Origin of the sequence: Halomarina ordinaria (assembly GCF_030553305.1) — an archaeon.
Lineage (GTDB): Archaea > Halobacteriota > Halobacteria > Halobacteriales > Haloarculaceae > Halomarina > Halomarina ordinaria.
In genome coordinates this window covers 54,531-66,959 of sequence record NZ_JARRAH010000004.1, presented here as the reverse complement: position 1 = coordinate 66,959, position 12,429 = coordinate 54,531, and the positions used below count along the sequence as shown (strand labels likewise).

At 60.5% G+C, this 12,429-nt stretch carries 9 protein-coding genes; all 9 read left to right on the top strand.

All coding sequences use genetic code 11. The features are described from left to right. Positions 1-2 precede the first annotated feature (2 nt). The 9 genes from xseB (at position 3) to P1Y20_RS17400 (ending at position 12,382) form a co-directional block, all read left to right on the top strand. Positions 3-185: an exodeoxyribonuclease VII small subunit gene (gene xseB, locus P1Y20_RS17440; protein ID WP_304449977.1), complete on the top strand. Its 183-nt coding sequence runs from the start codon at positions 3-5 to the stop codon at positions 183-185. A gap of 207 nt (positions 186-392) precedes the next feature. Beyond that, positions 393-671, top strand: a complete 279-nt coding sequence (locus P1Y20_RS17435; RefSeq protein WP_304449976.1) for a hypothetical protein — start codon at positions 393-395, stop codon at positions 669-671. Positions 672-677: 6 nt separating this feature from the next. After that, positions 678-1,097, top strand: a complete 420-nt coding sequence (locus P1Y20_RS17430) for a DUF7985 family protein (RefSeq protein WP_136718234.1) — start codon at positions 678-680, stop codon at positions 1,095-1,097. A gap of 29 nt (positions 1,098-1,126) precedes the next feature. Beyond that, complete coding sequence (locus tag P1Y20_RS17425) at positions 1,127-2,860, top strand: DUF8186 domain-containing protein (protein ID WP_368662193.1); 1,734 nt, start codon at positions 1,127-1,129, stop codon at positions 2,858-2,860. Continuing rightward, entirely contained in the window at positions 2,857-3,687 is an 831-nt protein-coding gene (locus P1Y20_RS17420; protein WP_304449974.1) for a hypothetical protein, read from the top strand. Before P1Y20_RS17425 ends, P1Y20_RS17420 begins: the two co-directional genes overlap by 4 nt. A gap of 2 nt (positions 3,688-3,689) precedes the next feature. After that, positions 3,690-4,751, top strand: a complete 1,062-nt coding sequence (locus P1Y20_RS17415; RefSeq protein ID WP_304449973.1) for a TrbL/VirB6 family protein — start codon at positions 3,690-3,692, stop codon at positions 4,749-4,751. 6 nt (positions 4,752-4,757) lie between these two features. After that, positions 4,758-5,879: a TraC-like domain-containing protein gene (locus P1Y20_RS17410; RefSeq protein ID WP_304449972.1), complete on the top strand. Its 1,122-nt coding sequence runs from the start codon at positions 4,758-4,760 to the stop codon at positions 5,877-5,879. Next, positions 5,863-8,079 (top strand): VirB4 family type IV secretion system protein, encoded by a 2,217-nt coding sequence (locus tag P1Y20_RS17405; RefSeq protein WP_368662192.1) that lies wholly within the window; start codon positions 5,863-5,865, stop codon positions 8,077-8,079. The genes P1Y20_RS17410 and P1Y20_RS17405 overlap by 17 nt, the downstream gene beginning before the upstream one ends. Further along, the gene (locus tag P1Y20_RS17400) at positions 8,045-12,382 is read left to right on the top strand and encodes a primase-like DNA-binding domain-containing protein (RefSeq protein ID WP_245203387.1); all 4,338 of its coding nucleotides are present in this window, start codon (positions 8,045-8,047) and stop codon (positions 12,380-12,382) included. The genes P1Y20_RS17405 and P1Y20_RS17400 overlap by 35 nt, the downstream gene beginning before the upstream one ends. Positions 12,383-12,429 lie beyond the last annotated feature (47 nt).

Genomic DNA, 12,429 nt, shown 5'->3' with positions numbered 1-12,429 from the left:
CCGTGGCAAAAGATCCAGACATCCACGATCGGCTGAGTCGCGTCGAAGAGATCATTGAGCAACTCGACACGGACGAGTGCAACCTCGATGAAGGAACAGCACTCAACGAAGAAGGTCAGCAACTCCTTGACGAAGTACGCAGTCTCCTTGATGATGGAAGTGGGGACATCGTCGAGATCGAGTAGAACGGTTCTATTGTGAGAGTTTAACCAACACCCACGCGATAAGACTCCACCCGTTGGTTAAGACACACCTGAAACGTTCCTAAATTATTTTCCGATAATTTGCATGGCGAATCTCAATCCCGAACAACCAGAAAATATTTATCTATTTTCCAGATAGTCAGCAAATATGTACCGGGACTCAGCCGGTGCATACCCATACCCGCATGTATGATTACGAGGTCAGTCACCATCGAGGACATCGATGATCTGTACCTGATGTGGAACGACCACATCAACGCTTCCGCCCTCTATCGCCGCGCCCTCCGCGAGGAAATGGAAGTCCGCGGTGTTGACCCCGATGAACTCCGCGACCTCCTGGACCGGGCCCGCGAGCAGGGCTACACGCTCGAAGAGATCGCAGAGGACACCAACCGCTTCGACGACCTCCAGTCGCTCGTCGAAGAACAGCAGAACCAGCCTACGGCTGGAGACGCGACTGATGATTGACCCGCAATGTCCCAGAACAAGACTCCCTCCGACCCTGAACGTAGCACCGACACCGAGTCATCCCTGACCGGCAAGGTTCCACGACAGGCCGCACTAACAGTCGTCTTCCTGAGCCTGTTCGCTGTCCAGCCGGTCGCCGCCCAGAGTAACGCGGTCTGTAGCGCAGACAACCTCCCGAGCATGATTGAGGGGTTCTTCCAGCTGACCACCGCGCTGGGGATCGTCGGCCTCGCCATCGTCTGGCAGGCTGACTCCCTCATCGAGATGTTCACCCTCAATCCCGAGCAGAAGAAGGGCCTCAAGCGGCACAAGCGCTCCGCGATGAAGTCCGCGGTCGTCCTTGTCGTCCTCGGCCCGCTCTACACCGTCGCGGGGTCTATGATGGGGCTGCCGCTTGCGCAGTGCGTTGACCTCGTCCCCTGGTAAGCAACCCCACAATCCCCGTTGCGAGCCCTATGGACCACCGAGAGCTCTCCGTACTCATGGCCGGCTTGCTCGTGACGAGCTTAGTCACGGGTATCGTCGCCGCCGATCCGCCGCGGCCAGGGACGGAGGAGAACGGGCTCACCGAGAACGAGTCTGCGACGCTCTGGTCACGTGATTCGGACAGCTACATCAGCCAGGAGGAGTACCGCCAGCGCTACGGCGAGGACCGCTCCGCTGTCCATCAGGTCGCCAACGGAACGGACGTTACGTTCAAACGACCGCCGGCGACTGCGGCGACGTGGACGCGGAACGACTTCGAGGACCTCGACGCCGGCGGCCCAGATACGTCCGTACATCCACCGCACGCAGACCTCGAGGACGGCGTCTTCATCGAGGATGCCCACGCCACCATCTTCGCGGTCCAGCCCTCAACGCGCGGGCACCTCGAGTCAGGTGAAACCCCACTCTACATCGCACCGAACGGGACGATGCGGGGCTTCGTTGACTATCGAGTTCGGGTTCCGAACGGGAGTTCGTCCGGGAACACGACCATCGAGTGGTCGCTCACGGAGCACGAAATAGAGGAAGTCCGGCTGAAGAAAGATGGTGAGACCATCGCGACGCAGGACGGGTCCCATACGCCAGCCCTCGACTATCAGATCGAGGAGGACTGGAGTGCGAATCTCACGCTCGAAGCGGAGATCAGTGCCCGCCTGAAGAAGACCACTCGGTTCGACCAGGGCAACCGGACGGACGTCAACGTCACCTACCAGACGGAATCACGCAACGTCTCGGACGCGATCGACGTCGAGATCTACGACCTCTCGGCGTATCCCTACTACGCCGAGTACCCCAACGGCGACGCCGGCGTGGCGATCTTCCAGTCCCGCCCGTGGCAAGGCTATACCCTCACCGAAGATGGCGATGCCCGGGTGCGCGGTGTCTGGCGGTTCTACACTGCTCGGAACACCAACTGGGACACGCTCGTTCGGTCGAACCGGACAGATAGCGCCACCGTCGAGTCGGATGCGATTCCCGTGTACGTCCACGCCTATCCGTCTCGCATCGGACCGCGTGCCGAGCCGGTTCGAGATGGCCCCGAACTCATCAAAACGTGGGGGACAGACCGCCCGTCGCCGGTCGGCACCATCGGGGAGAACATCAACATCGACATTGTCAACCAATCGTACACGACGACGTACGGCGTCGCCGTTCGAGCGGAGACCGTCGACCGTGAAGCGCTCCACGTTGCGGGTATCGTCCGTGGCGTGAACGCCTCGATCGTCGAGCCGGACGGTGGCTCCGAGCGACAGCTCCGTCGCAGTAACCTCACCGTTGAGGTACTCGAGCAGAACCAGTCACAGGCGACACTCCGGATTGAACTGCGGGACAATCAGACCGGCGCTCCCATCACGCTCGACGATAGCCGCCAGTACCCGATTGGCGGAACCACCCGGAATGGATACATCACCGTCGCAGATCAGCGCGTCGAGACCAACGAATCGGGCGTGGCCATCGTGACGATCGACGAGCCGGGGATCTACACGGCCCGCTACCATCCGGGTTCGTGGCTCGGCCATAATCCCGCGTACGTGAGCGATTCCGCGACGGCCCGCTGGCATCCACTCGGAACGATTGAAGGCTGGTTCGCCCTCATCTTTGAGGTCGGCTGGCAGCTCCTGCCGTTCTTCGTGATGTTCTACGCTGGCAAGCGCCTCCTGCGGATGCTCGGCCCAGAAGACATCTTCCAGCAAAACCCATGACTCAGGATAATCCCCACCTCAGTAGACGGACCGCCCTCCGAACAGTCACCGGCGCCGCTCTCGTGAGCGTGGCCGGATGCCTCAACAACGGCGATTCCCCGGGTAGCGGGAACTCAACCCCGTCTGATGAAGAGGGAATCATCCAGCAAGTCACCGTAGAGGGGACAGAACTCGTCATTGAATACACGTCAGAGGAGGGAGTCGATCAGATCAACCTCGTCCAGCCGAATGGGGAGCTGTTCGGTCAACAAGAAACTGCTGCTGGGTCACAACAGGTCTCTTTCGAGATCGGAACTTCTTACGAGCCTGGAGAGTATACTGTCGTGGCTCTCAGCGGTGAAGAAACGATAGCTGAGAGTTCCTCACTGATTCAGCCGGAAATTGGAATTCAAGATGTTGGTCTTTACCGGAATAACCCGGAGAAGTCGTGGGACGAAGTCTACGGAGATACTGAGACGGATCGGCTAAAGAACGGGGAAGCGTACGTCACCGTCGAAAACACCGGAAGCGGACCAGAAGCGGTTGTTGAGTTAATTTTCACCGGTGATGTACCAAACCCTGTCGAAGATCCCCGAGGTAGCGGGATGTATGAAACCGAGCAGGTGGTGATCTCACCGGGAGAAACTACCGACCTGTTCAGTAGTTCGTTCCCGTTTGGTTCCGAATCTGAAGAGGGGATGGGATGCTCCCCGGACGGAAACAGCGGCCAGTTCACCGTCACAGTCCGAACTCAAGTTGGCGGCGACCAGGTATCCAAGACCTTCGATGTACAGTACTCCGGATCCACGGAGATGAGTGATTGCGAGGTTTCAATCACGGAGGCCTAACGATGGTGGACCTGATAGACGTCGTTCTCGAGGGGTTCAAAGACGTCGTCGATTGGTTCATCGGTCTGTTCATGGACGGGCTTCGGTCGGGGTATCAGACGCTGACCGAAGAGATGTTTGGCACTCCAACTCCCCAGACCGACGGGGCCTTCATTTTCGGAGAACCAAGTAACGCCCCTTGGCCAGCAATCCAAGAAGGGCTCATCGGCGGCGAGATAATGTTGATCTCTCTGCTGCTCCTTGTGATGAGCGTTCAGGGACGGCACACCATCCGTATCTTCAATATCGGGAGTGCATACGAGGCTCGGAAGACCAAGAAGACTGCCTGGGTCGGTGCGTTCCTGATCATTACGTGGTACTGGATCGGAGCGCTCGCTCTCTACCTTGTCGACGGGTTCACAATAGCGCTGATGCCGGAGCTGTCCTCGCTGGCCTCTGCTATGTTGCAGTTCATAACGGGGTCAATTACCAATCCCGGTCTTGGTCTCCTCTTTGCTCTTATCGGCGGAATCTCGATGTGGGCACTGGAAGCGCTGTTCTACATCCGGCAGATTCTCCTCTACGTCTACCTGTATGGGATGCCCATCGCATTCGCCGTCGCGTATGGCAATATCCCTGTCCTCTCTGATGTCGCGATGGGGTTCAGCAAACGGTTCGTCCCAATGGCCATCCTTCCCCTGCCTGCAGCGATAGTTCTCAAGGGGTACGATTTACTCTACTCTGGAGGGGCTTTGACGCCGGAAACAGCGTTCCTCAAGTATCTCGTCGCATCTTCACTTCCGCTCGTTGCGCTATATGTCACGTGGAAGACGTTCAAATACGCGACCCCGCTAACGGCGAAAGTCCTCGGCGGTGCAACCAAGGGAGCAGCCCTTATCGGCGGCGTTGCTGCCGGGGCCTACGTCGGCGGTGCCGGCGTCGCGACGACCGCGGCCCGCTGGGGACCGAAAGCCGCTGCGGGACACGCTGTCGCCCAGAAGGCGGCAGCACGAGGCGCGAATAGTGACGATGACAGCGGGACGCCGTCCTACCGGCGGACCGAGAACGACCCTGGAGGTTACTAACAATCCATGTCCATCGACGAAGACGCAGCCGCACGGCGCATCATGGACCAGTTCGGTGAGGAGAGCCGCATCCCCTACCTCAACATCGAGGAAGGTGACGTGGGCGTCCTGATCGCCTTCCCAACCGTCGGCCTGTTCATCGCTGGCCTAACCGGCATCGAATCACTCGCTCTACCGTTCGTCGCAGGTGGCTTCGGGTTCGGCGTCGCGATCGTCTACGTCTCGCCCGACCACCTGAATGCGTGGACGTGGACGAAAGACGTCTATCGCTACGTCAAGCGCCCCCAGATCACGTTCAGTGCTCCGGAGGAGGCCGACAGTAGTACCAACGAGACAGAGCGCAACGAGGGCGGGCTCGCGAACTACACACCGTTCAAGCCCGACGAGCGGACGCAAGACCTCACGAACATCGAACGGGCGTGGCCGGGCGCTGGCGCGATCCAGCGCGCGGACGGCACGATGGAGGCGTTCATCGAGATCGACCCCGGCAACATGGACTTCGCGATGTCCGACGACTGGGCACAGCTCCAGGACGCCGGCGAGGAGTTCGCCAACAAGGAACTGGACTCGAAGCTCAAACTCCACGCGACGACCCGCTCGTTCCCGGTCGAACAGATTACGGAGAACATCGAAGACCGCCTGAACGACGAGGACGTCAAAGAAAACCCGATCTTCCGGGAACTCCTCGAAGAGTATCGGGAGACGCGGCCGAAGGAGATGCGCGAACGGGGCATCCAGCAGGTGCGGTACTACATCGGCGTCGAGGTCACCCCACTGGAAGTCTACGACCGGTTCCGCGACGAGGGGACGCCGGCCGAGAAGCTGACGCAGTTCCCCGTCATCGGGTTCCTGTTCAACCCGTTCGTGACCCGCCGTGAGGACCTCACCGACGTCGAGCGCCGCGCACAGATGTTCGAGAAGCTGGATAGCCGGGTCAACGACGTGCGCTCGGAGTTCATCCAGCAGGCGTCGGGCTGGTCCGCACGCCGGCTCAGCACGGTCGAACTCTTCGTGTTGAATATGGACTTCTGGAACGGCCGCGAACACGAGTACGACGACGCAGAGAGCGTCGTTCGCGAACAACCCATCATCGGCCATTCGCGCCGGGAGGATGACCACGATGCGTAACCTCGTCCTCCAGACGGACAGCGGAGCCGTCGGCCAGCTCACGGAGTGGCTCACGAACCCAACCTCAGCGGAAGGTGCGGCTCTCTACATCCTGCTCGCGGTACTGGTCGGGATCGGCGGGAAACTCCTCTGGGACTGGTACACCGAAGACGACGAGGAAGAGGTCGAGTTCTCGGATCTGCTCGACGAGGAGACCATCGAACAGGGCGCGGCCGAACGCCAGCTTCTCGACGACATCGCCGAGTCACACAAGACGGTAACCGCGCCGGCGGCGATCGAATGGGAGACGCGCGCGGCACGGGTCGGCGAGCAGTGGACGACGACGCTGTACATCGCTGACTACCCGGACTACCCCAACGACGGCTACCTCTCCGAGCTCTTCGAGATGACGGACGTGCAGTTCGATCTGACAGCCCACATCACGCCGAAGAACCAGGAGCGGGCGCGGAACGAACTGCAGGATATCGCTGACGACCTCCAGGTCGACGCTGACCTTGAACAGAGCGTGCGGAGTGCCTACCTGCAGGAACGTGCCAACGAGGCCGCAGCGACGTACAAGGCCGTCGAGAACGGCGCGAACGTCTTCGACCAGGGGATGTTCATCACTGTCCGGGCCGACGAGAAGGAGGACCTCAGGGACGCCGTCCAGAAGGTCAAGAGCGCGCTCCGTGACGACCCGGCGAACCTCACGCCGAAGACGGCGATCTGTCGGCAGGATCTCGCCCTTCAGTCAGCCGCGCCCATCGGCGACAACGAGTTCGGGCGGACGTCGATTGCGCTCGGCGGCGCCGTCGGTGCGTTGCTCTCCTCGCCGCACAACGCAACGATCCTCGAGGAGGGTGGCGTCGAGTTCGGGATTCACAAGGACAACCAGAGTCCGGTGGTCATCGACCCGTTCGCTCGGGACAACGGGTACGCGATGTTCACCGTCGGCGACACCGGCTCGGGGAAGTCGTTCAGCTCCAAGCAGAACTTCATCCGCTCCATCGAGCAGAGCAAGGACCGTATCGGCATCATCCTCGAGCCGCTGAACAACTGGGCCGGCGTCGCCGAAGCCCTCGACGCCAAACGCATCACGGTCGGCGGGACGCTCGGCTTGAACCCCTTGGAGATTCGGGAGACGCCCGAGCACGTCCAGCGGGCGATGGGCGAGGACGCCAGCCCGTTCAACGAGAAGCTCGACGACGCGATGAGCTTCCTGACGAACTTCTTCGCGCTCCGCGGCATCTCGCTGGGCGACCGCCGGACGACGCTAGAACTCGGGCTCAAGCGGGCGTACAAGCGAAACGGGATCACCGATGACATCTCGACGCACGACAATCCGAGCCCGACGATTCAGGATATGATGGACGTCTTCGAGGAGATGGTCAACGACCCCGAGGAGTTCGTCGTCCGGTCCGACGAGGAGGCCAGGAAGATCAAGGAGGACGCGACGTGGCTCCTCGACCAGCTCCGCCCCTTCGAGGACGACGGTCGCCACGCCAACCTGGGCCAAGAATCTGACTTCGACATCCGGGACGAGAAGGTCATCTACCTCGACCTCGCCCAGCAGGAGGGCAGCGTCGACAGCAGCACGGCGCTGACGATGCAGCTACTCATCTCGCTGGTGTACGAGCGGGCGAAAGTCTCGGACAAGGAGGTCGTGTTCTACATCGACGAGGCGCGCTACATCATGCAGGACGCCGCAAGCCTGGCGTTCCTCGAAACGGTATTCCGCCACCACCGACACCACGACCTCTCGATCCGGCTGGTCACGCAAACCGTCGACGAGTTCTTCGAGCACGCCGAATCTGAGGCGATCCTGGATCAGTGTGCGGTCAAACAGTTCCACCGCCTCGACGGGATGGACGAAGAGTGGGCCGACGAGTTCGGGCTGAACTACGCGCAGATGCGGTTCGTTCAGGACGCCGTTCCTGGCAACGAGGACGCCGGTTTCTCCGAGGCCCTCGTGGGCGTCGACGGCGAGTGGCGCGGCATTCAGGTCAAAGCGATGCCCAAGGAGAAGCAGGTCATCGACTTCGAGCCAACCGAGCAACGGCGAGACTCACTCCCGGGGACTGGTGAGAATGCTGTGGACGCGGAGGTGCAGGCGTTCCAAGACGATATTGAAAGCCGAGCGACCGACAACGGACAACGCCCACCTGAGCAGACGCCAGCAGAGACTGATGGTGGCGCAGCGGGAGGTGACGGCGATGCGTGAGTACCTTCGCGTGACGCCAACCTCCGAACGGCTCAATCCGGAGCGTCTGCCGCAGGCACTGGAGAGCCTCCACAAACTGACCTCCACGGACTCGACAGGGCTAGCTGACAAACTCAATCCGCTACATAGCGACACACCGCTACGCTTCGAATTCCTCGCGCTCAGCGAGGGGAAAGATGACCTCGTCGAATTCTACTACGGTGCCGACGACCATCTGGATACCCTTGAGAAGCGGCTCCGGTCGGTCTATCCCGAGACGTTCGACATCGAGCGTACCGAGGTCGACATCGCATCCCGACTCGTACAGCCTGTCGAATTCGACCGCGAGACATTCGTCGAGCACTATGAGGCGGGCGACCTCCAGTACGAATTCGACCCTGACGAGCAATACGAACGTGGCACTGACGACAACAAACAATCGGGGCCAGGGGACGCCGAATCGGTCGCGGATGGAGGAACGGTCGGTGACCAGTCTGCCGACCACATCATCGAGATCGGCGATACTGCCCTCGAACTCGCCCCACCAGATGCGATTCCCGAGGATGAGCCACTCACGACGCTTGCCAAACCAACGGTAACATCGGAGGGGACGATACTCGCGCGGCCAGCGACCGAATCCGTCTCCCCACTCGGCGTGCGGTGGCAAGGGTCGGCAACTCGGAAGCAAGACTGGATGACCTCACTCTCGCCATTTACTGCAGACGACGAAGCGGAACTCCCAGCCGTCGATCAGCCAGGAGGTGCGCTCGCGTCGCTCGTCGACCACCTAATGGAGGCGACAGCACCAGTAGCATTCCAAGTCGTCTTCCAGCGACGCGAGAGCTGGCAGTCCGATGCCGACCTTCGCAAGGAGGACGTCATCGACGGCCGAGACACACTCGCTCAGGAGATTATTGGCTCCCTCTTCGAACTTGACGATCAGCCGGAGAACCGGGACAGAAACCAGCTGAGCGACGCGGTTGCAAAACGTGTCGCAGCAATCGAGGCGAAAAATCCGAAGCGGTCGTTCACCGCGAACATCCGAGCAGTCGGGATTCCATCCGGTGGTAACGGTCGCGATGATCTCGATGAGCGGATACAGTCACTTGTCCCAGTATTCGACCCGCTTGACGGGCCGTACTACCAGGTTGCAGCCGAACGAATACGTGACAGCGGCTTGCGGGCAGCCACAAAAGAACGGAACGCACGAGCGGCGCTGCAGCGGCTCTTGGATCGTGAGATCACGACCGGTCGTGGGACGACCCGACCGGAGTTCGTCCTGAGTGGTCGAGAACTCGCGCACTTCGTACTCGTCCCCTCCTCGGAGCAGCTTACTGTCGAGGGGGCACGTGGGACGCGTGCGGAACAGCAGAGTCGGAATCCGTTGCCCCGTCCGCACCAGGACCTTATGGGTGAGTTCCGAGACGGGATGGCAATCGGGTATGCCCTCGACGACACCGGCGAGGCCGAAGACGTGCCGACACACATTCCACCCGGACTGTTGCCCACTCATTACGGCCGGTTCGGAACAACCGGCTCTGGGAAATCGAAAGCCCTCATCAACGATATGCTGTCGCTGTACGACAACACCGAGGGGCCGACGATCCTCATCATCCCGAAGAACGACGATATGGCCCAGAATTATATGCGAGCTCACGCGCGTCGGTTCGGAATGACCGACCTCGAAGAGAACGTCGTCCACTTCCCAATCCCGGACGTCCTCCCCGGGTTCTCGTTTTTCGATCTCGAACCGTCGATGGAGAGCGGACGGCGCCGCGAAGACGCCGTCCAACGGAAGGCCGACCACTACGAAGAGATTTTGAAGCTCGTGATGGGAACCGACCGCTACGAGCGGGCGACTGTGGCCCCGACTCTCATCAAGACACTCATCAAGGCCCTGTTCGACGAGGAATACGGCCGTGAAAACGGGCTGTACCGAGCGTCGACGGACTATTTCGCCCACCGACAGCTCGAACACGTCGTCGACCAGCTCTGGGAGGCCGGGCCACCGAACGAAAACATCGGCAACGCCCCACGGTCGAGCGACGAGGAGGTCACGCGGACGATTCGACGGCAACTCCAGTTAGATCCGAACACCTTCGCGAACGTGATGGGTGGTGTCGGAAACCGCCTTGCGTACATTTCACAGGATACGCACCTGCGGCAGATCTTCAACAATACCGAGAACCAGTTCGACTTTCGGGATGTCCTCGATGAGGATACGGTCATCCTCTTCGACCTCGGCGACCTGCGCGACGACGCCGCCCGGATTATGACCGGTGTGATCCTGACGAATCTCGATGCGGCCCTCAAAGATCGCAAACAGGCGCTCTCCCAGCACCCGGACGACTACGTCGTGAACTTGCTCGTCGACGAGGCAGCGTCGGTCGTGGTCTCCGACATCATGAACGATCTCCTCGAGAAAGGGCGGGGCTTTCGCCTCTCTGTTGGTCTGTCGATGCAGTTCCCCGAACAGATGGAGGCTGAAGGTGGGCGGAAGATCTACCTGAATGCCCTGAACAACATCGGCAGTTCGCTCATCGGGAAAATCAACGTCGACCGGGAACTGGCACGAGCGATGGCCCACGAAGAAATGGACCCTGCGGATTTCGCCAATCGGATTCGTTCGTTGCCGCGCGGAGAGTGGATCGCCAGCCTGCCAAGCCCGACGTTCGGTGAAACGGGGCCGTATCCGTTCAGTCTCGAACCCCTCCCGATCCCACCGGGCCACCCCGAAAGCGAAACCCCGCTCACTGAGCGTGAAGAGGAGCAGTTCACTGAGACGCTCTCCTCGATGCACGAGCACATCAGTGACGAACACGGCGTGCCGGCCGCAACAGACGCCTCAACAACGAGAACACCGACCAACGAACACGAGGTGCTCGATATCGCGAGCGACGACCTGGACGTCGCGATTGCGACGGTGGTCCGGAGTCTCCAGCTTCGAGAAGGATGCCGTGAGGAGAACGGCTGGGTGGCCGTCGAAGCAGTCGACGACGAACTCAGACGACTCTTCGACGACGTTGACGCCGAGCCGCCGTCGTATGATGCACTCGCGGACATCCGAGAACGATCACGATACCTCGATACGACCGTCGATATCGACGCCGACGAGCTCCGCATCCGGCTCACTGACGCCGGAGAGGATGTCTCGACACCCGATACTGGTAGCGTGCAGGCCGCTGGTGGGAGTGCCCACGACGCAGCACTCCTCCAGATCGAAGAAGAACTCACCGCACTCGGTTTCACCGTCTCGATCCTCGCACAGGATGGCAGCGAGAAACCTGACGCGAGGGCGAGCCACCCCGACGTTGCCGACCGATTCGCCATCGAAGTCGAAACGACGACGCCCGACAATCCCGCGAAGGTACTCACGAATCTCCGGAAGGCCCAAGCAGCAGGGGATATCCCACTGTTTGTCGTTCGACCAGGAAACGACGAAACTGAGTGGGCCAAGCGTGTCGACGGCATTCTCACGCCACCCATCCGCACCCTTCAGAATGACGAGACGCGGTTCTACACAACTGACTCGAATCTCACGTTCAACGGCGGGGCAACCGAAGAAGGTGGAGTGACGGCCGTGCGACCGGCGACCGACGACGAGAACGGGACCCAGAATATCTGGCAGCGTGATGGCGCCGAGATCGTCCTTCGTGATGCCAGCGGGACGGAACACATCCGCCTCCCGTCGCTTGAAAAACTCTCGAAGGACCGTGTTCCAGCCATCTACAGCTACGACCACGCTGCCGACGAGTACGTGGTATACGAGCACGGTGAGCAACACATCTACGAGACGAAATCGAAGTTCGAGGACGACTGGGTGCGTGTCAAGAAGCCATTCGTCCCCGAAGCCGAACTCCCCGTCCCAGATTACACACGTTCGACGTACGGCATCGTTATCCTTCACGATGAAGCGGAATCGGTTGTGTATGAAGACGGTGAGAAGCGGCCACTCTCGACAATCACTGACGAGTCGCTCCGTCCGGTATCGCCCGAATCAGCGGCCGCTGACGAACCACCCAGTCAGACCGACCAGGCCGATGAGAAAGTCGAGGAAGACCAATCGCCACCGTCGTTCGAAGCGTTTGTCGACGAATATCTCGTCGAAGACGCGGATGAAGCCGTGCCGAAAGACGATGTATTCGGTCTCTACAACGACTGGGCAGAGGCACACGGCATCGACGATCCGCTGAATAAGAGTTGGTTCACCCGGAAGCTCAACACCCACATCAAGGTGGACTCCACGAAGAAGCGAATCGACGGAGAACCCGTCCCGCATTACACTGGTGTCCGCATCCGATCTGAAGAGGACTTTCAGCCATGAAACGGACGTACACGCTCCAATTCCCGATATCATCGGGACTTCTTGAG